This is a genomic window from Gordonia terrae (assembly GCF_001698225.1).
Taxonomy (GTDB): Bacteria; Actinomycetota; Actinomycetes; order Mycobacteriales; family Mycobacteriaceae; genus Gordonia; species Gordonia terrae.
The window spans coordinates 5114601-5134412 of sequence record NZ_CP016594.1; the positions used below are offsets into that span (position 1 = coordinate 5114601).

The window sequence follows — 19812 nt, forward strand, 5'->3', positions numbered from 1 at the left end:
ATCACCCCAGCCAACGTCCCGCCCGGCGGCTGTGCGCCGCCTTCGTGCCCGACGGCAGCCGATCGTAGGCCCGCGCGAGGAAGCTGGAGCGCGCGTTGGCCTCGAAGACGTCCCGGTGGTCGCGCACGAACGTCCAGTAGAGCCCGTCCCAGTCCTCGGCCCAGTCCCCGGCCGGGATGTCCGACATCTTCTTCAGGTAGTTGCTACCCGAGACGTAGGGCTTGGTGGTGATCGCCTCGCCCGCCGCGAACTGACTCATCGCGTACACGTTCGGGACCATCACCCAGTCGTAAGCGTCGACGAACATCTCCATGAACCACTCGTAGATCTCCTCGGGGTCGATACGGAGCAGGCACATCGCATTGCCGAGGACCATCAATCTCTCGATGTGGTGGGCATACCCGTGTGCGAGGACCCGCCGGATCACGAGACCTACCGGTTCCAGGCCGGTCTCCGCGGTCCACCACCCGTCCGGCAGCCGGCGATCGTGACCGAGGTGGTTCCGGCTGCGGAGGCCACGTCCGCGGATCTCATACGAGGCCCGCATGTACTCCCGCCAGCCGATCAGCTGCCGCACGAAACCCTCGAGGCCGGCCAGCGGGACGCGGTTGCGAGCGCCGACCTCCAGCGCCCTGGTCAGCACCGTGCGCGGACTCAACAGCCCGATGTTGAGGCCGGGCGTCAGCAGCGAATGGAAGACGAAGGGGTGCTCGGCGCTGATCGCATCCTCGTACGGACCGAACTCCGCGAACCGGTCGGCGAGGAACTGTTCGAGCATCGCCCGCGCCTCGTCGTGAGCCGTCGGCCACCCGAAGGCGTCCGCGTCGCCCGGGTTGTCGGGGAACGCATCCGACACCCAGGCGATCGCGGCGTCGACCTCCGGATGTCGCGCAGGCGGTGTCGGTTGCGGAACCTCGTGGCCTTTCGGCAGCTTCTTCCGGTTCTCGGAGTCGTAGCTCCACCGGCCGCCCTCCGGCTTGCCCCCAGTCGACGTACCACTGTCGTCGACGAGGATGCCGAGCCGCCGGCGCTGCCAGGTGTAGAACTGCTGCATCCGCGGCCGGCTGCCGCCGAAGAACTCCCGGAGCTGGCGACGGGTGGTCAGGAAGTTCGGGCTCTCGGCGATGTCGTCGACCGCGAGCGGGCACCCGGCATGGTCGAAGGCCGCCAGCAGATCCCCGGACAGCCAGTCGTCGACGACGTCATAGAGGTGGATGGACGACGGCTTCCGACGCGACAGGTGGGCGACGAGTTTGTCGTGACTCGACTCCCGGGCATCGGTCTCCAGGATCTCGGCGTCGAAGCCCCGGTCCCGCAACCGATCGGCGAACCTGCGCATACTCGCCCGGTGCAGGACGAGCTTCTGTACGTGGAACCGGTACTGCCGGAACATGAGATCGTGTTCGACGAGAACGAAGCGGGTGCCGGGCTCCGCGTCGAGGTGTGATTCGAACAACTGATGCGGGAGCACCACCCGGACCACACCGCCGGACGGAACGGACATCGGCTCTCCTCTCTGCCTCCGCTGGTCGAGCGCCCCAGCTGGTTGAGCTTGTCGAAACCACTCCGACGCAGCCTCCACTCCCGACTTGGACGCGCCCCTCAAGGACCGGACAAGTCGACCCCAAGTTCGCACCAAGCGCCTGGCGACATCCTGTTGTCCATCACCCGATCACCACGATGAGCAGCCGAGACCGGGCATCCGCCCACTCCAGACGATAGGAACGACGATGTCGCGCAGCATCCCCAGCCATTCGCAAGCCTCCGCCGATCGGATTGCCGGACCCGGCGACGACGTGCCGCCCGTGGCCAGGCCCTTCTGGCAGTTGGGTCGGCGTGCCGCGGTGATCGCGGCCTGCGTGGGCTTCTCGGCGCTGGCGGCCTGCAGTGTCAGCGTCGGCACGCAGTCGATCGAGGAGGCCTCCGACATCGACGTGGGCGAGTGCCTGCAGATCGGCTCGGAGGCCGGCGAGGGCAAGGTCGAGGCGACGAAGGCCGACTGCGAAGGAACCGAGGGGCTGACCTTCTACGCCGCCGACAAGGTCAACACCTCGGCGGAGTGCGGCACCCCCAACACCTCTGCGCTCACGTTCGGTGAGGGCGACCAGAAGCTCTGCCTCACACCTAACTTCGCGGTCGACGCGTGCTACCAGATCCCGGTCAACGGCGGCAAGCTCGCCGACTACCGCGAGGTCGAGTGCAGCGCCTCCCCCGCGGACAGCACCATCCTCGCCAAGACCGTCAGCCGGGGCGGGGATTCCCTCACCTGTACCGAGGACGAGACGAAATGGTCGTTCGCACAGCCTGTCTCGGTCGGCTACTGCCTGACCGAGGACGTCACCGCCGCCAGCCGCTTCGAGGGCTGATCGGCGCTCTGGGGTCCGGGCGCGGCGTCGACCAGGTCGTGGGTGACGCGGTAGTCCGTGCGCATCCGCGCCATCGCGACGTCCCGTGCGCGATAGGCTTTCTCGAGCCGAGTCCGCGCGCGTCGGGCTCCCCCGACCCGCTGCACCGACCCGGCCGCCGCGAGGACCGGCCCGACCCGGCTCAGGACATGCTTGAGCCGGCCGTCGGGAATCCGGAGCGCATCCGCGTCGGCGTCGCCGATGAAGACCCGCTGCAGGCCGTGCATCGTCGTCGCCGCAAGCCGATGTCGGAGCGCCGCCGGTCCGGGGAAGACCGCGGCCAGTTCCGGTACCAGGTAGTCGTCGGTCAGCGCGACGACGAAGTCCCGGTCATCGGGGCCCGGCCCCGGCGAGGTCAACCGGTAGAGGTCTTCGATGCGGACGTGGTCGGCCTCGCACACCGGGTTGAGCTCGGGACTCATGCCGACGACGTGCCCGACGTATCGCCACAGGTGGTAGATGTCGTCGAGTTCGCGGTCGGTGAACCGCACCCCGAGCTTGTGCATCGCGTCGATCGCGATGTGCCCGAACTCGGCGATCGTGAACGCCATGTACGGCTGCGGGATCGGCACGCCCCAGGCCTTCTCGTCCCAGTCCCCGCGTGTGAGCAGCATGTGGCGGACGTGCGCGTGGATCATCCGGACCCGTACCGTGTACGCGAACCCGGGTCCGTCACGACGCATCCCGCCGGGCGTGAGCACCTGACCCAGCCATTCACCGACCTCGACCGAGCGCACCGCCGGCTGTGACACATACCGTCCGGTGACCGCGAGCGGCTTGCCCGCGATCGTGTTACCCGCCCCGCGGACCAGCGAGGCCGCGCCGAGCACGATGCCCAGCGGCGCGGTGTTGACGACCAGCGCATCAGCCGCACGGCTCATCCGGTCGTGATCGACCCAGTCGGGCTCGTCGTCGAGGAACCCGAACAATGCGCGCAGCGAGTCGGTGGCGTCGTCGACCGAGTCGATGCCGCTCTCCAGCGCCGCCCGCAGCACGGTCGTCGTGGGGCCGCCGGGCTGCCGGTCGGCGGCCACGGCGTCGGCGAGTGGGTCCGCGAGCCACATCTGGTCGAGCCAGTCACGGCCGGCCGTCCCGAACCGCTGTACGGCGAGGTCGGTGTTCACGAGGTCGGCGGGCGCGGTCCGTTCCATCAATCCATGAGAACACGAGCAATCCTCACTTACCATTCACTTTTGATGGCATCGTCGACGAACTCGAAAAGTACAGCACTGCAACGACGCAGTGCGCCGAAACAGCAACGCGGCCGGGAGATGCGCCAGCGGCTGCTCACATCTACCCTCACTCTTTTGGAGCGTCGCCCCGGCCGCCGGCCGACGACCGCCGAACTCGCCGGCCACGCGCACGTGAGCATCGGGACGGTGTACCGCTACTTCGCCGACATGGACGCGATCGTCGAGGAGCTGCGCCTCGCCGCCGTCCACGACATCACCGCGACCCTCGCGAGCGGTATCGGCCGGGCGATGGACCAGCAACCGGACATCGCGATGGTCACGGTGGTCGAGACCCTGGTGTCGTCGTTCGAGTCGCACGCGCCGGTACTGCGTGCCTCACTCGAGATCGGCGAGCACGGCTTCGGCGACGCCTGGGCGGAGGTCGAGGGACCCCTCCTCCCGCTCGCGCGGATTCTGCCGTCGCGTCTGCGGCCCGACCTCGACGACCGGGCCATCGACGAACTGGTGTTCCTCACCATGGGCGCGACCGCCAGCCTGTGCCTGCGCATCGCGTTGCAGCGGCCGCGGGACGCCGACCGGGCGTCGCTCGTCGCGATGGCGGCGCGAATGCTGCTGGCGGCTTTCGATTCGCCACCGGCCGATGCTGCCGGTTGAGGTCCGGGTCTCAGAGGCTGCGCTGTTTTGCGTACTCCGCCATAGCCGTTCGCTCCGCCTCGTGTTTGGGGTAGAAGAAGAACACCACGGCCGCACCGAGCAGGACGATGCCGGCCGCCGCGCCGTAGGCGTTCTTGTCACCCTGGACGAACGCGTCGCGGGCCGCACCGATGATCTGATCGGCATACTGCGGGTAACGCTCGGCCATGACCTCGGCACTCGAGAACGACTTCGTGAGCGCGGCTTCGGTCTGTTCGGTCACCTGGTCGGCCTGCGGTGAATCGGAGATGCTCTGCTGCAACTGTTTTGCGTAACCCGCCGTCAGGATCGCGCCGAGGGTGGACTGCAGGATCGCGCCGCCGAGGTCGCGTTGCAGATCGGACATGCTCGACGCCATCCCGGCGCGCTGCACCGGCACCGAGCCGGTGAGCGACTGCGACGCCGGGGTGCCGGCGAGACCGACGCCCACCCCGACGAGGACGTAGACCAGGCCCACATGCCAGAAGTGGGCGTGCTCGTCCCAGGTGAGCATCGCGAGCACCAGGCCGACGACGATGAACGCGTAGCCCGACAGCAAGGTGAAGCGCGAACCCATGTTCTGCACCAGCTTTGCCGACCGTGGTGCCACGACGATCATGGCGGCCGCCGCGGGGAGGATCGTGGCGCCGGCCGCGAGGGTGGAGTATCCGAGCACGTTCTGCATGTACTGCTGCCCGATGAACATCGCTCCCATGAGCGTGCCGAACACGATCAGCCCACCGACCGCCGCGACCCAGAAGGTGCGTCGGGCCGCGATCCGGAGGTCGAAGAGCGGCACCCGCACACGCAGCTGCCGCCAGACGAAACCAGCCCCCGCCAGCAGCGCGATCGCGGCCAGGATGTAGACCTGCAGTCGCTGATCGGAGTTCGGGGCGAAGTTGATCGCGAGCACGAGTGAGCCCACCATCACGATGGACACGACGCCGCCCAGGTTGTCGACGACCGCCGCTTCGTCACCGGTGTCGGTGGGCACCAACCGCCACGCCGCGAGCAGGGCGACGACGGCGAGCGGCAGGGTCACCAGGAACACCGAGTGCCACGAGAAGACCTCGAGCAGGGCTCCGGACAACACCGGTCCCAGCGCCGAGATCGCACCGCCGAACGCCGACCACGCGGCGATCGCCCGCACACGTTTCGGTCCGGACCAGAGGGCGGTGATCACCGCGAGGGTGGTCGGGAAGGCCAGGCCCGCGGCGATGCCACCCACCAGTCGAGCACCGAACAGGACCTCGACGTTGGGCGCGAACCCGGCGACGAGCGACGCCGGGATCGACAGGCACATCCCGATGACGAGCATTCGCTTGCGGCCGTGCCGGTCTCCCAGCGCGCCGAAGTAGAGCACCGACGCCGCGAGGCCGAGCGAGTAGCCGACCGCGACCAGGTTCAGCTGCGTCGAACTCGCGTCGAGCGCCTTCCCGATGTCGGGTAGCGCGACGTTCGCCACCGCGAGATTGATGTTGGCCACCCCGGCGACCAGGATCAGCGCGACCAGGATCGCTTTCGCCCGCTTGGGAGCCGTCCCCGCCTCGGCCTCGGCCGTTGTCGACGTCATCGGGGAATCGTACGTGCGCGAGGACCATTGGGCCCGGGATCTCAGCGGACCGGGCACAAACCGGTCACGCGATCCCGTTGCTGTTCGTCCCGGAGGCCGGGACGAACAGCAATGGGATCTCAGTGAGTCCGATCAGAGACAGACGCTGATGGTGACCGGCCCGATCGGGATGCCGAAGCAGATCGCGACCGAACCGACAGCCTGGACGGGCTGCACCGGTTGCACTGCCGGCGCGGCCGAGGCCGTCGGCGCGGTGGCCAGACCGATCGCGCAGGCGGCACCGGCGGCGGCCACCCCGACAGACGTACGACGCATGATCCTGGACATGCTCATGAGCAGCTCCCCTCGAGCTCGAGTCCCCCCGGACAACCCTGCGGATGGGGTCAACACGCAGGTGATGGTGACTGCAGAGTCTACGCCTCGGCGCCCGCGTCGTACCCGTCCCGGAGATCGAATCCCAGGAGAGGTCACAGGCTGATACGGAGACCGTCCCACTCGTGGTCGTGCATGAAACCCTCGGCGAGTCCGACGCGGTACTTGAGGCAGCTGCGGAGGATTCCGGCATACGCGAACGGGAGCATCAGCGCCGGCTTCTGGTCGCCCGGAGACGTGACCACGTCGGACGCGCCGCGAAAATCACGGACGAAGTCGCGCAGGGTCCGGTCCTTGCGCGACGAGGAGCGCCACCCGTAGAGCAGCATGCCCAGCCCGATCATCTTGTCGACGCCCGAGCCGGGGGTGATCGGCCCGTCGTCGGGGTCCCAGGTCCCGAGGAACGCGCGGTCGACTCCGTCCTCGGGTGTGAACATCATGATCCCGCTCGTCGCGCGCGGATTGCATTCGATGCAGAACAGATCGGCGGCGTCCCCCGAACCGTTCCGGTCCTCGATGAAGTCGAATCCGATCTGGCCGGTGAAGTTCACCCGGCGGACGAAGTCACGGACCCAGCCGGCGATCTGCGGATGGTCCACCGATCGGAAGTTGAGGCACGAGCTGCCGTCGATGGCGTAGTCGACGGGGTAGGTGGCGTGCGCGTAGACGCGGCCCTCGTGGCAGACCGAATAGGTGCAGTAGTTGTTCCCCGACGCCCACTCCTGCGCGATCCACGGGTTCTGCTCGTCGTGCTCCAGCCACGTGAGCGGATCGCCGGGGGTCACCTTGTGGACCTTCTGCGACCCGCGCGAATAACACCGCTTGAGCGCGAACGGCTGGGAGAAGTCGAGCGCTCCGACGTCTTCGGGACCGGTGACCCGCGCGAACTTGCGCGTCGGGATGCCCAGTTCGACGAGAAGCTCTTGGAAATCGTATTTGTTGTGCAGCCGGTTCTCGGTGGTGAAATCGGAGAGGAACAGGCGGCATTCGGGTGGGAACAGATCGGCGAGCATCGCGATGATGTCGGTCTCCTCGTGCACCGGTATCACCATGTCGACGTCGTTCTCGCTCACGATCCGCGCGAGCGCGTGGCAGTACGCGAGCGGCTCGAACTTCGGTGGCGGCACCCGGTGAAAGTCGCTCACCGCGTTGGAGAACCGGCCGATCCCGACCGGGATGGAATCGACGATGCTGACACGGTGCCCGGCCGCGGCCATGAGCCGCGCGAGTTCCAGGGTCAGGAACGACCTGCCGAATGTGATCAGTACATGGGCTTTTCCGGCGCTGTTCACCCGAGCGAGTCTAGTGCCGCCGGCGCGCGACCTACGGGCGGGCGATCGTCGAGGGGATCCCGCCCACAATTCTGTGCGCGAGGGAATATTCGATACCGTCCTGTCGGTTCGTGCTGTTAGTTTCTCCACGATCGGCCGGCACGTCGCACCTGCGGTATCGCGACCAGCACCAGCGCGGAGCCGGTGTCACCTGGGCCGATCGCGCGAGTTCGTAGTCGGGGTGGTCGGCGGTCCGGGCTTCACCAGAGGCTCATCCAGGCCGAATTGGAGGAGGCATGCAGCTGTTCGTCATCGGCGTGATCGCCGCCTGTCTCGCCGCAGTCGCCTACGGGATGTCGACGGTCCTGCGCGCGCTCGGTGCGCGCCGCGTCGCCGAAGCCGCCGCCGACGAGGGCGAGGGCATCACCAACGAGAACGGCGCACCGACCCTCTCGTCGACCATGTCGACGCTGGTCGATCCCGCATTCATCCTCGGCACCACGCTGGTCGTCCTCGGGTTCGCCGGTGGTGCGCTCGCCGCCCGGTTCCTGCCCCTGTTCCTCTCCCAGACCATCGTGTCGGCCAACCTCGTCATCACCGCACTGCTCGGCACGATCATTCTCAACATCGCGCTGCACACCCGCGAATGGGTCGCGATCTGGCTGGTCGTGATGTCGCTCTGCCTGCTCGGCGTGGCGTCGTCCCACCACACCGGCGGTGGCGAGGAGGTCGGATTCCACTGGGGCCTGTTCGTCGCGACCCTCGCCCTGTGCGCCCTGGCCCTGGTGGGCGTCTACAACCTCGGCCCGGCCGGTGCGATCGTCGGCGGGGCGTCGGCCGGCTTGCTGTTCGGAATCATCGCCATCGCGGTCCGCATCCTCGACGGAGTGCAACCGTTCGACCCCGTCGCCCTGCTGAGCGATCCGGCCGCATGGACCATCGCCGCGGCGGGCGCGGTCGGCTTCTACGTCCAGACGGTCGCACTGCAACTCGGCGCGGTGAACGGGGTGACCGCTGTCCTCGTGGTCGGCGAGACGGCCGGTCCGAGTCTCGTGGGGGTCGTGTTCCTCGAGGACACGGCCAAACCCGGACTCGGCTGGCTGGCGATCCTCGGCTTCGTCGGCGCGGTCATCGGCGCTGTGCTGGTCGCGTGGTACGGCTCGGTCGACCCGGACCACCTGGGCGAGGCGCCGCCGATGAAGGGCGGCTGGCGCCGTGGCCGCGAGGAGCCCGAATCCGACGAGGCGTCCGCCGACACACCTGCGGGGACCGACGGGGCGGCGCTGACCGACGGGTTCCGCGCGCCGGACGACGACCCGCCCCCGAGCGACCCGTCACCCGATCCCGGCTTCTGGTCGGTCGACGACGACTCCGTCTACGGCGGCCGGGACTCCCGCCGCAACTGACCGCTGCGCCTGCTCCGCAGATGGTTGACACCCGCCCCGCAGATGGAGAGGGTGGGTTGATGACATCGACCAGCACGGGCTCCGCGGCCCGGCTCGCCTACGAGACCCTCGAGCCCTTCCATATCCTGGCCTACTTCAACCCCGGACTGAAAGGCGCACAGGAAGACACCGGGCTCGATCCGTACGCCTTCTACGTCGGTGCGCGGGGTGCGCCGTTCGGCCCGTGCACGGCCTCGGTCGTCGCCTCCGCCTTCTACAACTTCAACCCCGAACTGATCGCGAAGAGTTGGACGGCCGCCATCGACGCCGGGCTCGAGCGGGTCCACGACCGGCGCAACCAGATGCTCGACGATTCGCTGCGCGACATCCTCGGCGACTCCATCGACGATGCAGAGCTCGATGAACTCGCTTCTGCCTATTACGATCTCGCGGCCGGCCTGCCGCTCGGCGGTCGCCCGCTGGCCGCCGCGTGGTCGACGGCTCCGACGCCCGACACCGCACGACTGCGGCTGTGGCACGCCATCGCGGTACTCCGAGAATGGCGCGGCGACAACCACATCGCCGCCCTCGCGCTCCATGGACTCAACGGATTCGACGCGGCCGTCTTCCACGAGGCACAGCTGCCCGACCCCACCGTCCGACGGCGCACACTCGGCAAACGCATCGTGCTGATGACCCGCGGGTGGTCCGAGCAGGACTGGGAGGACAGCATCGATCGTCTCGCCGACGCCGGGCTGGCCGAACGCATCGACGACGGGCACCGACTCACCGCCTCCGGTGCGGCGACCTACGACGACATCGAGGCCACCACCGATGCTGCGGGAGAGTCCATCTGGACCGGAACCGAGGACCTCCTGACGCGAACGAGGCCGGTCGTGAAGGCCGTCATCGATGCCGGAATCCTGCCGGGGACGAGGACGAAGTGAGCGCAACCGACGGTCGACTCGAGGATCTGCGGGCGATCGAGAACCTCAAATACCGTTACCTGAGGTCCCTCGACACCAAGGACTGGACGACGTTCGCGTCGACTCTTACCGTCGACGTCACCGGCAATTACGGTGAGGGACTGAGCTTCTCCGACCGGGACGAGTTGGTCGGGTACATGCAGACGAACGTCGGGCCCGCGGTGATCACCGAACACCGTGTCGCGCACCCGGAGATCGAGATCGACGGCGACACCGCACACGGTCGCTGGTACCTCCAGGACCGGGTCATCGTCGCCGAGTTCTCGTTCATGCTCATCGGCGCCGCGTTCTACGACGACACCTACCGTCGCACCGCGGACGGTTGGCGCATCAGCAGCACGGGCTACGACCGCACATACGAGGCGACCATCGGTCTCGCGGACCTGCCGAGCTTCGCACTGAAGGTCGGTCCCGCAGTGCGGGTCTGAGGCCGGACGATGGGCCCGCGCACCTTCGCCGACCGTCGCGAGGCGGGCCGCCTGCTGGGTGCGCGGGTCGTCACGGTGACGAACATCCTCGCGCCACCCGTTGTCCTCGGCCTCGCCCGCGGTGGGGTCCCCGTGGCGCGGGAGGTGGCCGACGCGATCGCAGGGACGGCGGGTGCCTGCGACCTGGATGTCCTGGTGGTCCGCAAGATCGGGGCGCCGGGTCACGAGGAGTTCGCGATGGGCGCGGTCACCGCTCGCCATCTGGTGGTCAACGACGACATGCCCCGTCACCTCGGGGTGTCCCGCGCCGAGTTCGAGGAGGCCGCCGACCGGCAACGCCGTCTTCTGCACGATCGCGAACGACGCTATCGCGGCGATCTCCCGGAAGCCGAACTCCTCGGCCGGACAGTCGTTCTCGTCGACGACGGACTCGCCACCGGATCGACCATGGCCGTGGCGGTCGACTCCGTCCGGGCCGTCGGGGCCGCCCGCGTGGTGGTGGCCGTACCGACCGCACCGTCGGATTCGGTTCACCGCCTACGGGACCGCGGTGTCGACGAGGTGATCGTTCTCGTGACGCCGGAACCGTTCCGCGCCGTCGGCCTGTCCTACAGAGATTTCGCCCAGGTGGACGACGACGAGGTGATCACCGCCCTCCGCCGGCCGGGCGACTGAGCCGCCGGCGCACCCCTGAAAACAACCCGTCAGGGCGACACCGCCGACATGCCGTCGACTGTCCGTTTCCTACGGGTGGTTGTCAGCGCGGCTGCGGCCGAGCGTCTTTGAGCAGGAGCTCGGCCAGTTCGGCGCGGTCGCCCACATCGAGCTTGGTGTACGCGCGGAACAGGTGCCCCTCGACGGTGCGGACCGACACGGTGAGCCGTTCGGCGATGTCCTTGTTGGACAGGCCCGCTGCCGCGAGGTTGGCGATCTCGCGCTCGCGGGAGGTCAGCGGCAACGGCTGCGCGGCCGAGATCAGCGCCGGTGTCCGCAGGCCTCCGCACGCCGACGCCAGCCGGTTCGCCACCGCGGCCGACGCCACGGTCGCCGACCGCTTGTCCGCCGCGTCGTGCAAAACGCTGGCCTGCGCCGACGCATCGGCGGCGGACAGACACACCCCGGCGTCCTCGAACGCCGCCGAACACAGATCGAGTTCGACCGCGTCGCCGTCACGCAGCGCCGCGGCGTGACGCGCGTACAGGTCCGACAGCGGACCGTCGACGCGCTCCGCAAGTTCGGCGAGCCGATCGGCGACGCCCCCGTCCCCGAAGCGTGCCGCGGTGTGCAATGCCTCGGCCTCCACCGCGAACTGACCCGCGGCGCGCGCGGACGCCGCCGCGGAATGGGCGAGTTCGACGGCGGGCGTGACGGTTCCGGCCGCGGCCGCCTGCCAGGCCGCCGCGATGGCGAGCATGGGCCCGAACACCGCCACGTGCGTGCCGGACTTCTCCCGAGCCTTGGCCAGCGCGGCGGCGGCACGGTCTGCCTGCCCCAGTGCGCTGAGGGCCTGCACCAGGAAGATGTGGGCGGGGAAGTTCCAGGACTCGGAGAACCGGCCGCTGTCGAGAATCGCGAGTGTCTGCTCCATCCGCCGGGTCACCGACGCACACGATCCGCGCGCGAGTTCGACTGCCGCGACCAGGATTCCCGACATCGCCCAGCCCAGGTACTGCGCGGTCTGAGCGGCGGACACGAAGCGTCCCGCCGCGACGTCCGCGTCGCCGAGCCGGCCGGTGAGGGTCAGCGCGAGGGTCTCGCCGAAGCCGGTGGGGAACCGGAGCAACCCGTCGACCTCGACCTCCCGTGAGTGCTCGGCCAGCGCCCGGACCTCCGCTCCCCGGCCGGCCACCGCGCGGGCGAGGCTGCCGCCGAACACCGCCCATTCGACCGCCCAGGGAAGCACCTTGGACTCGGCCAGGACGGAGTCGGACAGCGATATCGCCTCGTCGATCCGATTCTCGAAAAGCGCACATGCCGAGGCGATTCCGGTGACGATCGGCGTGAGTGCGGGGTGGGTGACGCGCTCGGTCAGCAGCTGCAGTATCTCGTCGGCCCGCTCGGCATCACCGAGCGCCCAGAATGTGTTGCCGATGATCGAGTTGCCCCACAGCACCAGCCGGCCCTCGTCGAGGTCATCCGGCGAGAATCGCGCCAGGATGTCCCGCGCCTCATCCGGATGCCCCTGCCACATGACCGCCCGCGCGAGCAGCTCGGCCTCCTCGAGTCCCCCGCCCTCGTCGAGTGCCGCGCGCGCAAAGCGTTCGCCGAGTGGTGTCTGCGCGAGATTCAGTGCGTCGCGGGCTGCTGTCCGCACCAGCGACAGATCGATCTCCACGTCGCTCTCGATCGCGAGGTCGGCGAGACGAATGCGTTCGGCCGGAGTGTTCGTGGGACGCGACCGCAGCGCCTCGACGAGTCGGCCGCGCAGCCGTCGCGACGAGACCAGACCCAGCCGGCGTCGGATGACCTCGCCGAACAGCGGGTGGTGGAACGCGACATCGAGGCGCCGCCCGTCGCGGGTGATGCGTACCAAGCCGGCGATCTCGGCCTCCTCGATGGCCTCTTCACCGGCGAGTTCGGCGAGGACGTCGATGTCGAGCGGCTCGCACAGGCTCAAGTACTTCAGCGCGCCCAGGACCGAACCGTCCAGTTGCTCGATCCGGCCCTCGAGCAGCGACGCGAGCTCCGAGGTGATGGCGGCACGCCCGCGGAGTTGCCACACACCGTTGACCTGCCGCAGGGTGTCGGCCTGCCGGGCGCCGTCGACGAGATGCCGGAGGAACAGTGCGTTCCCACCGGAGGCCTCCCACATGAGATTCGCGGAGTGCTCCTCGAGCTGGCCGCCGAGCACGGACTCGATGAGCTCGACACTCTGTTCTTTGGTGAACGGCGACAACGTGATCCGTGTGAGATGGTTGTCCTTCCACAGCGAGGTCACCGCATCCGGGACGGTCTCGCCGCTGCGCACGGTCGCCACGATGTGCACCGCACGGTCGATCGCGAGTTGATGCAGGAGCGTCGCCGACAGTTCGTCCAGGAGGTGGGCGTCGTCGACACCGATGACGACATCGCCGTCGGCGAGCAGTGATTCACGCGCTGCCGCAAGGTAGGTGACCGGATCGCTCGACGTCGCCGGGCCGACGAGATGAGCGAAGACGCCCAGCGGGATCGACCGCGCGGACTCGGTACCCGCGACCCATCGCACCCCCGTGGGCAACTCGGCGGTGACATGCCGCGCAAGGGTGGTCTTGCCGACGCCGGAGTCGCCCGTCAGGACCACGCCACAACCGGTCGTCTCACCCCTGAGTGCCGCCTGGATCGTGCGGAACTCCCGATCGCGCTCGACAAGCGGCCAATTCGTGGACATAACCGCGAATTTTAGTCTGCCGGTGCCTACAATGGGCCGCGCCGAAGCACCAATGTGGTCCAACCGGATGGCAGTGGCCAGCACTCAGCGAATCCCGGATTCGACATCAGCGGATCGAAGTACGCGAACTACGCATCCCGGGCGTTCGTGACCGCCACCGCCGCCGCCAGGAGCACGAAAGTGAACGCCGCGAAGTACAGCAACGATCCGTAGGCGTTCCAGTGGAAGGTGTCGCTGCCACCCGCGAGGAAGTTCCAGCCGTTGAGGAACGGCAGGAACGACACGATGTGCTCACCCACACGCGGGAGCACCGACACGATGCGCTCGAGGGCCAGCATCCAGACGAGCATGATCGCCACCGCGCCCGCCGAATGCCGCACGAGCGCCCCCACCGCGAGGCCGATCAGCGCGCACAGCATCGCGAAAGCCGGCGTGCCCCAGAGATGTCGGACGGTCTCGGACCCGGTCAGTGAGACCCCGACACCGGACAGCATCTGCGCGACCACCACCGCGACGACGCACAGGATCGCGACCACTGCGAACGAGAGTCCGCCGAACACCACCGCCTTCGCGATGAGGACCCGTGGGCGGCGCGGAATCGCGGCGAAGGTCGGGCGGATGGTGCCGAAACGATACTCGGTGGTGACACCCAGGATCGCCATGATCGCCAGAACCGCGACCCCGAACTGGTCGACGCCGATCAGGAAGTCGCCGGTGAGGGTGTCGGCCTCGCCGGGACTTCCGTACGAGGTTCCGGCGACGGCACCGAGCAGCACCGCAATGCCCAGACCCAGCACGACGACGACACCGAGGCACCAGTACGGCGACCGCGTGCTGGCGAGCTTGATCCGTTCGGCGTTGATCGCGGCGATCACCGGTTCACTCCCCCCTGATTGTCGGTGGCGGTGTAGTCGACAGCGTGGGCCGTCATCGACATGAACACCTCTTCCAGCGACGCCGACTCGGCGGAGAGCTCGTGCAACGTGATGCCCGCGGCGGCGGCGAGATCGCCGACGTGATCGGTCGTGGTGTCCGGTATGCGCATCACCGGACGCCCGCGATCATCCGGGTCTCCCGGTGCGGGGTTCAGCCCCGCCGCGGCGAGCGCGGCATGCAACTGCTCCAGCTGCGGGCCGCGCACCCGCACCGACTGCCGAGCCCGTCCGGTGAACTCACCCACCGAGCAGTCGGCGATCAGCCGCCCCCGCCCGATGACGACGAGATGATCTGCGGTGAGCGACATCTCGGTGAGCAGATGACTCGACACCAGCACCGTTCGACCCTCGGCGGCAAGCTTGCGCATGAATCCGCGGATCCACACGATCCCCTCCGGATCGAGGCCGTTGACCGGCTCGTCGAACAACAGCGTGTGCGGGTCGCCGATAAGGGCACCCGCCAGCCCGAGTCGCTGCGACATGCCGAGCGAGAAGCCGCCCGCGCGTTTCTTGGCCACCGAGGTGAGCCCGACCGTCTCGAGCACCTCGTCCACCCGGGCGACCGGGATCTGGTTGCTCGCCGCCAGCCATCGCAGATGGGAACGCGCACTGCGGTTCGGGTGCACCCACCGGGCGTCGAGCAGCGCGCCGACCTGACGCAGCGGATGGTCGAGGTCGCGGTAGCGCTGACCGTTGATCGTGGCCGTACCCGAGGTCGGGCGATCGAGACCGAGCATCATGCGCATCGTGGTCGACTTGCCCGCACCGTTGGGCCCCAGGAAGCCGGTCACCCGTCCTGGCCCGACTTCGAAGGTGAGGTCGTCGACCGCGCGTTGACCGCCGAAGTCCTTCGTCAGATTCGCTACCCGCAACACGCCTCGACCTTAGCCGTCGAACCCGGAGCGGCCCGGTCCGTCATTCGGACGGCCTGTCGCGGGCGACCGTCGGCTCTGCTCCCGGCCGGGCGAGGACGCGTGGGCCCAGAAGCGCTTGGGGATCCGGCCCGCCCGCGCGGCCAGCCGACCCGCGATCACCGCATGCCGCATCGCCGTCGCCATCTGTTCGGGGTTCTCCGCGCGGGTCACCGCGGTGGCCAGAAGCACTCCGTCGCAACCGAGTTCCATCGCCAGGGCCGCGTCGCTCGCGGTACCGATGCCGGCGTCGAGGATGACCGGCAGCGGGTCGTCGAAGCGGGTGCGGCAGTCGTCGACGATCATCTCGATGTTGTGCGGGTTGAGGATTCCGAGGCCGGTCCCGATGGGCGAACCGAGGGGCATCACCGCGGCCACGCCGAGATCGGCGAGTCGTGCGGCCAGGACCGGGTCGTCATTCGTGTAGGCCAGGACGACGAAGCCGTCCGCGACCAGGGCGGCCGCCGCGTCGACGAGCTCGATGGCGTCGGGCATCAGAGTGCGCTCGTCGGCGACCACCTCGAGCTTGACCCAGTCGGTCTCGAACGCCTCGCGCGCCAACTGCGCGGTCAGCACCGCCTCGGCGGTGGTGTGGCACCCCGCCGTGTTCGGCAGGACCGCGATGTCGAGCCTCCGCAGCAGCTCGAAGACCCCGGTGCCGGAGGCGGCGTCGACGCGGCGGACCGCGACGGTGGTGAGTTCGGTGCCCGACGCGACCAGTGCGCGTTCCAGGGTCGCGAGATTCGACGCCCCCCCGGTGCCGGTGATGAGCCGAGACGAGAACTCGCGGCCGCCGATCCGCAACGGGTCGTGTGTCAGATGGTCAGCCACCCTGCACCGCCGTGACGATCTCGACGACGGCGCCATCGGTCATGGTGTGCCGGTCCCAGCGGCCGCGCGGGACGACCGCGCCGTCCACCGCGACCGCGATCCCACGATCCGGCAACCCGAGTCCGGCGACCACATCGCGCACCGAGGCGTCGGCATCGATGTCCACTGTCTCGCCGTTCACCGTGATACTCATTCCTCGACTCCTTCCAGGATCGACAGGACCCGCTCCGCGGTACCGGGAGCGAGGACGATCCCATTGCGTCCGTGCCCGGTCGCCACGACCGTGCGGGCGTCCACGCGGGTGACGAGCGGCAACCCGTCGGCGGTGCACGGCCGCAGGCCGGCCGCCGCTTCGGTCAGCTCATACGTCCGCAGCCCGGGCATCACCTCGATCGCGTCGGCCAGCAGGTCGGCGACCCCACCGGCCTGCGGCGTCCGGTCGGCCATCCCCGCCGCCTCGTACTGGGTGGCCCCGACGACGACCCCGTCCTCGCGCGGGACCACGTACACGGCGCGGCCGTGCAGGCGAGCCCGGACGACGTGGTCGGGCGGGGGCACGGACCACCGCGTGCGACGAAGCCGCAGGATCTCCCCCTTGGCCGGGTGCAGGTCGACGTCCGGCCACAGTGCCGCGGTGCCGAGTCCGGCGGCGAGCAGGACCTGCGCGTCAGGGCCCAGGTCGTCGACATCGGACAGGGACTCGAGGCGAGCGGAGACGAGTTCCACGCCGGCACTGGTGGCCGCGGCGCGCAGAGCCTCGAGCAGTCGACGGTTGTCCACCGACCATTCCCCGATCGCGCGGTAGCCACCGACGAGTCGCGAACTCAGTGACGGTTCCAGTGTTCGGATGTCGCGGCCGGTCACCGGCTGCAGCGCGGCATCAGTGCCGGGCTGACCGGACCAGACGAAGTCGGCGAGGTGCCGCAGATACTCGATGTCGGTGGCCGAGGCCGCGACGAAGAGCGAGTCGGTGGCGGTGACGACGGCCGGATCGTCGAGTCGTTTCACGAGCGCAGGCCAGCGGCGGACCGACTCGACCGACAGGGCGAGCGATGCCTCCTCGCCGGGGATCCCCTCGCCGAGCGAACCGAGCATGCCGCCCGCGACCCACGAGGCGCGCTCCTCGGTGCCGGCGTCGAGTACGCGAACCCGCCACCCGGCGTCGGCCGCGGCGAGCGCGCACGTCAACCCGATGACGCCGCCGCCCACGACCGTGAGCGGGCGGTGCGCAGGCTTCTGCTGAGGGGAATTCACGCTGGAATCACCTTCCTTCGCCGGAATGACCCGGATCAGGTTCGACGGTCAGCGGATGGGTCCGCACTCTCAGCCCGGCCGATCCGGGCTCCCGTGTGTTCGTGCGGTCCACCCTACGCCCGGGCCTCGGGCGTCCGGTTAGCCTGGTCGGCGTGACGACCCCGAACCCCACCACGTCAGCGTCCGCGGACTCCGGCCGCGCGGCGGACCGTTGTCGTCGGCTCTCCGCGGCCCGCCTCTACCTGTGCACCGACGCCCGGCGCGAACGCGGCGACCTCCTCGACTTCGTCGATGCCGCGCTCGCGGGCGGCGTCGACATCGTGCAGCTCCGTGACAAGAACTCACCGGGCGAACGCGAGTTCGGGACCCTCGAGGCGGGGGAGGAACTCGAGATCCTCGCCGGGTTGCGGGCCGTCGCCGATGCGCACGGCGCATTGCTGGCGGTCAACGACCGCGCCGACATCGCGGCGCTCTCCGGCGCCGATGTCCTGCACGTGGGACAGGGCGACCTCGCGCCGTCGGCGGCCCGCCGGATCATCGGCCCGGGGGTGATCATCGGCGCCTCGACCCACGACCCCGAGCAAGCCGCCGCCGCGATCGCCGACGAGGACGTCGACTACTTCTGCGTCGGCCCGTGCTGGACCACGCCCACCAAACCCGGCCGCGCCGCCGCCGGCCTCGACCTCGTCTCCGCCACTTCGGAAATGCTTTCGAGGACACCACAATCGACGAAGCCGTGGTTCGCCATCGGCGGCATCGACGCCGGCCGCGTCGGCGAGGTGACCGCGCTCGGGGCCAGGCGGATCGTCGTCGTCCGAGCCATCACCGCGGCCGCGGACCCGGCCGCCGCGGCCCGCGACCTCGCCGGGATGCTGTAGCGGCTCACCGCCGGCCTCGGGCAAACACGTTTGCCCGGTCGATACCTCGGGTCTATGGTGGACCGATCATGTTGTGCATCACGAGCGTTCTCGTAACCCGCCGCAGCGGGGTCTGAATCTGACCGACCCCCCGCTGCGGGTCGGTTGCGCTCTCCAGTCGGTCATCCGTTCTTCGACCGAAATCGGTTAATGAGATGCACCCACTTCATCTGTCCCATCCATCCTGTTCGTGGCATGAGTGCGGCGACCGCCGCGGTGACGATCTGTTCACCGAGCGGTACGGACGTCCGCTTCCCCCTGGAATGCACGAGGAGGCGACCGGGATGACCTGGCAGGAATTCACCGACGAATACTCCCGCGGCGGCGCGATCCGGCTCGGATCATGGTCGGTCGTGTCGTGTCCGGGCGACCTGGTCGAGTGCCGGGCGACGCTCGCGATCGCCGACCGCATCAGGTCGTGCAGCGCGGTCGCCGCCGGTCCGGTCGGCGCGATGACCTCGATCCTCCACGACGTCGGCGCCCCGGTTCAGATCGTCCGCCTGCATCAGCGGGTGGTCGACGGCGTGGTCACGACGTTCCTGCTGTGCGAGAACGACGGCCGCCAGGCGTGGGCCGCCGGCGAGGGTGCGAGCGGCGACGAGGCCAACGTCCACGCCCTGATCGCCGGCGCGAACCGTTTGCTGGATGTCGCAACCCCTGCTCCCTGAGGAGCGCCCGGAGCTTGCGGAGGGCGCGTCACGAAGGGTGTGACGGGTAGGGAGCGGGACTCAGCTCTGGGGGTCGAGCATCGCGATGCGCTCGCGAAGCGTGGGCCAGGCGAGCCCGAACGCCGGGTGCAGCGGCAGCTGGTCGACGCGCTTCTCGTCGACCCACCGCAGCTCGGTGGATTCGAAGTTGGCGACCGTGCGGACCGGCGAATCGGTCTCGGCGATCACGGTCGTGTAGGTCCATCCGCCGGGTGACTCGTGGGTGACGACGGCCGCGACGACGCGCAGGTCGTCGCCGGTGATACCGGCTTCTTCCTCGGCTTCGCGAATCGCCGTGTCGACGGCGCCTTCGTGCGAGTCGCGCGCGCCGCCGGGCAGCGCCCATGTCCCGCCCTGGTGCGACCAGGCGGCGCGATGCTGGAGGAGCACACCGGTCGATCCCTCCGGCAACGGCGCCCGCAGCAGCAGACCTGCCGCGCCGTGGATACCCCAATATCGTGAACCGTCGGGATCGATCACCCAGCCGTCGCCGTCGCCGCGCACCACGCCTCCTCGCAACCCGATCGCGTCGACCGGGTGCCTCCACCGTAAGTGAGACGCGCGCCACCTGCCAGGGAGTCCGCGCAGCGCTTGCGGATCCCGGG

20 protein-coding genes and 1 riboswitch are annotated in these 19812 nt (G+C 69.2%); of the genes, 8 read left to right on the top strand and 12 right to left on the bottom strand.

All coding sequences use genetic code 11. From position 1 onward, the window contains the following. Position 1: 1 nt before the first annotated feature. Positions 2–1504 carry a cryptochrome/photolyase family protein gene (locus tag BCM27_RS22655; protein WP_004022465.1) on the bottom strand — a complete coding sequence of 501 codons (1503 nt, stop codon included), beginning with the start codon at positions 1502–1504 and terminating at the stop codon, positions 2–4. 226 nt (positions 1505–1730) lie between these two features. Between BCM27_RS22655 and BCM27_RS22660 the strand changes: the two genes are divergently transcribed. Continuing rightward, complete coding sequence (locus BCM27_RS22660) at positions 1731–2366, top strand: hypothetical protein (RefSeq protein ID WP_004022466.1); 636 nt, start codon at positions 1731–1733, stop codon at positions 2364–2366. Here the strand turns inward: BCM27_RS22660 and BCM27_RS22665 are convergent. Then, the gene (locus tag BCM27_RS22665; protein ID WP_004022467.1) at positions 2318–3556 is read right to left on the bottom strand and encodes an oxygenase MpaB family protein; all 1239 of its coding nucleotides are present in this window, start codon (positions 3554–3556) and stop codon (positions 2318–2320) included. The two genes, BCM27_RS22660 and BCM27_RS22665, sit on opposite strands and share 49 nt — an antisense overlap. Positions 3557–3676: 120 nt before the next feature. On the opposite strand from BCM27_RS22665, the gene BCM27_RS22670 reads away from it, so the two are divergent. After that, positions 3677–4252 carry a TetR/AcrR family transcriptional regulator gene (locus BCM27_RS22670; protein ID WP_004022469.1) on the top strand — a complete coding sequence of 192 codons (576 nt, stop codon included), beginning with the start codon at positions 3677–3679 and terminating at the stop codon, positions 4250–4252. Positions 4253–4262: 10 nt separating this feature from the next. Here BCM27_RS22670 and BCM27_RS22675 read toward each other — a convergent pair whose 3' ends face one another. The 3 genes from BCM27_RS22675 to BCM27_RS22685 all read right to left on the bottom strand — a co-directional run bounded on the left by BCM27_RS22675 (position 4263) and on the right by BCM27_RS22685 (position 7507). Then, positions 4263–5843 (bottom strand): MFS transporter, encoded by a 1581-nt coding sequence (locus BCM27_RS22675; protein WP_004022470.1) that lies wholly within the window; start codon positions 5841–5843, stop codon positions 4263–4265. Between the two features lie 132 nt (positions 5844–5975). Then, the gene (locus BCM27_RS22680; RefSeq protein ID WP_033205197.1) at positions 5976–6176 is read right to left on the bottom strand and encodes a hypothetical protein; all 201 of its coding nucleotides are present in this window, start codon (positions 6174–6176) and stop codon (positions 5976–5978) included. A gap of 134 nt (positions 6177–6310) precedes the next feature. Then, positions 6311–7507 (bottom strand): ATP-grasp domain-containing protein, encoded by a 1197-nt coding sequence (locus BCM27_RS22685; protein ID WP_004022472.1) that lies wholly within the window; start codon positions 7505–7507, stop codon positions 6311–6313. 275 nt (positions 7508–7782) lie between these two features. Between BCM27_RS22685 and BCM27_RS22690 the strand changes: the two genes are divergently transcribed. The 4 genes from BCM27_RS22690 to BCM27_RS22705 are packed head-to-tail and all read left to right on the top strand — an operon-like array spanning position 7783 to position 10960. Continuing rightward, a complete protein-coding gene (locus tag BCM27_RS22690) occupies positions 7783–8892 on the top strand; it encodes a hypothetical protein (protein ID WP_004022473.1) in 1110 nt (369 codons plus the stop codon). A gap of 59 nt (positions 8893–8951) precedes the next feature. Continuing rightward, on the top strand, positions 8952–9818 hold the full coding sequence (locus tag BCM27_RS22695) for an SCO6745 family protein (protein ID WP_004022474.1): 867 nt from the start codon (positions 8952–8954) through the stop codon (positions 9816–9818). Continuing rightward, a complete protein-coding gene (locus BCM27_RS22700) occupies positions 9815–10285 on the top strand; it encodes a nuclear transport factor 2 family protein (protein WP_004022475.1) in 471 nt (156 codons plus the stop codon). The genes BCM27_RS22695 and BCM27_RS22700 overlap by 4 nt, the downstream gene beginning before the upstream one ends. A gap of 9 nt (positions 10286–10294) precedes the next feature. Further along, positions 10295–10960, top strand: a complete 666-nt coding sequence (locus tag BCM27_RS22705; RefSeq protein ID WP_033205193.1) for a phosphoribosyltransferase — start codon at positions 10295–10297, stop codon at positions 10958–10960. Between the two features lie 82 nt (positions 10961–11042). Here BCM27_RS22705 and BCM27_RS22710 read toward each other — a convergent pair whose 3' ends face one another. From BCM27_RS22710 to thiO, 6 genes are all read right to left on the bottom strand, one after another. Further along, positions 11043–13652, bottom strand: coding sequence for a helix-turn-helix transcriptional regulator (locus tag BCM27_RS22710; RefSeq protein ID WP_110117446.1), 2610 nt, complete (start codon positions 13650–13652; stop codon positions 11043–11045). Between the two features lie 128 nt (positions 13653–13780). Next, positions 13781–14527, bottom strand: coding sequence for an ABC transporter permease (locus BCM27_RS22715; protein WP_004019750.1), 747 nt, complete (start codon positions 14525–14527; stop codon positions 13781–13783). Further along, positions 14524–15462, bottom strand: a complete 939-nt coding sequence (locus BCM27_RS22720; RefSeq protein ID WP_004019751.1) for an ABC transporter ATP-binding protein — start codon at positions 15460–15462, stop codon at positions 14524–14526. The genes BCM27_RS22715 and BCM27_RS22720 overlap by 4 nt, the downstream gene beginning before the upstream one ends. A 9-nt stretch (positions 15463–15471) precedes the next feature. Continuing rightward, the gene (gene thiG / locus BCM27_RS22725; protein WP_004019752.1) at positions 15472–16329 is read right to left on the bottom strand and encodes a thiazole synthase; all 858 of its coding nucleotides are present in this window, start codon (positions 16327–16329) and stop codon (positions 15472–15474) included. Next, complete coding sequence (gene thiS / locus BCM27_RS22730; protein ID WP_004019754.1) at positions 16322–16522, bottom strand: sulfur carrier protein ThiS; 201 nt, start codon at positions 16520–16522, stop codon at positions 16322–16324. Before thiS ends, thiG begins: the two co-directional genes overlap by 8 nt. Then, the gene (gene thiO / locus BCM27_RS22735) at positions 16519–17583 is read right to left on the bottom strand and encodes a glycine oxidase ThiO (protein WP_004019755.1); all 1065 of its coding nucleotides are present in this window, start codon (positions 17581–17583) and stop codon (positions 16519–16521) included. The genes thiS and thiO overlap by 4 nt, the downstream gene beginning before the upstream one ends. Then, positions 17578–17688, bottom strand: a riboswitch (TPP riboswitch). (Overlaps the previous gene by 6 nt.) Before the next feature lie 47 nt (positions 17689–17735). Here thiO and thiE point away from each other — a divergent pair. Beyond that, a complete protein-coding gene (thiE, locus tag BCM27_RS22740) occupies positions 17736–18461 on the top strand; it encodes a thiamine phosphate synthase (protein WP_033205188.1) in 726 nt (241 codons plus the stop codon). A 323-nt stretch (positions 18462–18784) separates the two neighbouring features. Beyond that, positions 18785–19168 carry a hypothetical protein gene (locus tag BCM27_RS22745; protein WP_004019758.1) on the top strand — a complete coding sequence of 128 codons (384 nt, stop codon included), beginning with the start codon at positions 18785–18787 and terminating at the stop codon, positions 19166–19168. A gap of 60 nt (positions 19169–19228) precedes the next feature. On the opposite strand, the gene BCM27_RS22750 is transcribed toward BCM27_RS22745, so the two are convergent. Then, positions 19229–19711, bottom strand: coding sequence for an NUDIX hydrolase (locus BCM27_RS22750; RefSeq protein WP_004019760.1), 483 nt, complete (start codon positions 19709–19711; stop codon positions 19229–19231). Positions 19712–19812: the final 101 nt, after the last annotated feature.

Excerpts from the sequence above, each read along its gene's own strand:
- BCM27_RS22655 (WP_004022465.1), bottom strand. The coding sequence starts at position 1,504 with ATGTCCGTTCCGTCCGGCGGTGTGGTCCGGGTGGTGCTCCCGCATCAG.
- BCM27_RS22660 (WP_004022466.1), top strand. The coding sequence starts at position 1,731 with ATGTCGCGCAGCATCCCCAGCCATTCGCAAGCCTCCGCCGATCGGATT.
- BCM27_RS22665 (WP_004022467.1), bottom strand. The coding sequence starts at position 3,556 with ATGGAACGGACCGCGCCCGCCGACCTCGTGAACACCGACCTCGCCGTA.
- BCM27_RS22670 (WP_004022469.1), top strand. The coding sequence starts at position 3,677 with ATGCGCCAGCGGCTGCTCACATCTACCCTCACTCTTTTGGAGCGTCGC.
- BCM27_RS22675 (WP_004022470.1), bottom strand. The coding sequence starts at position 5,843 with ATGACGTCGACAACGGCCGAGGCCGAGGCGGGGACGGCTCCCAAGCGG.
- BCM27_RS22680 (WP_033205197.1), bottom strand. The coding sequence starts at position 6,176 with ATGAGCATGTCCAGGATCATGCGTCGTACGTCTGTCGGGGTGGCCGCC.
- BCM27_RS22690 (WP_004022473.1), top strand. The coding sequence starts at position 7,783 with ATGCAGCTGTTCGTCATCGGCGTGATCGCCGCCTGTCTCGCCGCAGTC.
- BCM27_RS22695 (WP_004022474.1), top strand. The coding sequence starts at position 8,952 with ATGACATCGACCAGCACGGGCTCCGCGGCCCGGCTCGCCTACGAGACC.
- BCM27_RS22705 (WP_033205193.1), top strand. The coding sequence starts at position 10,295 with ATGGGCCCGCGCACCTTCGCCGACCGTCGCGAGGCGGGCCGCCTGCTG.
- BCM27_RS22710 (WP_110117446.1), bottom strand. The coding sequence starts at position 13,652 with ATGTCCACGAATTGGCCGCTTGTCGAGCGCGATCGGGAGTTCCGCACG.
- thiS (WP_004019754.1), bottom strand. The coding sequence starts at position 16,522 with ATGAGTATCACGGTGAACGGCGAGACAGTGGACATCGATGCCGACGCC.
- BCM27_RS22745 (WP_004019758.1), top strand. The coding sequence starts at position 18,785 with ATGACCTGGCAGGAATTCACCGACGAATACTCCCGCGGCGGCGCGATC.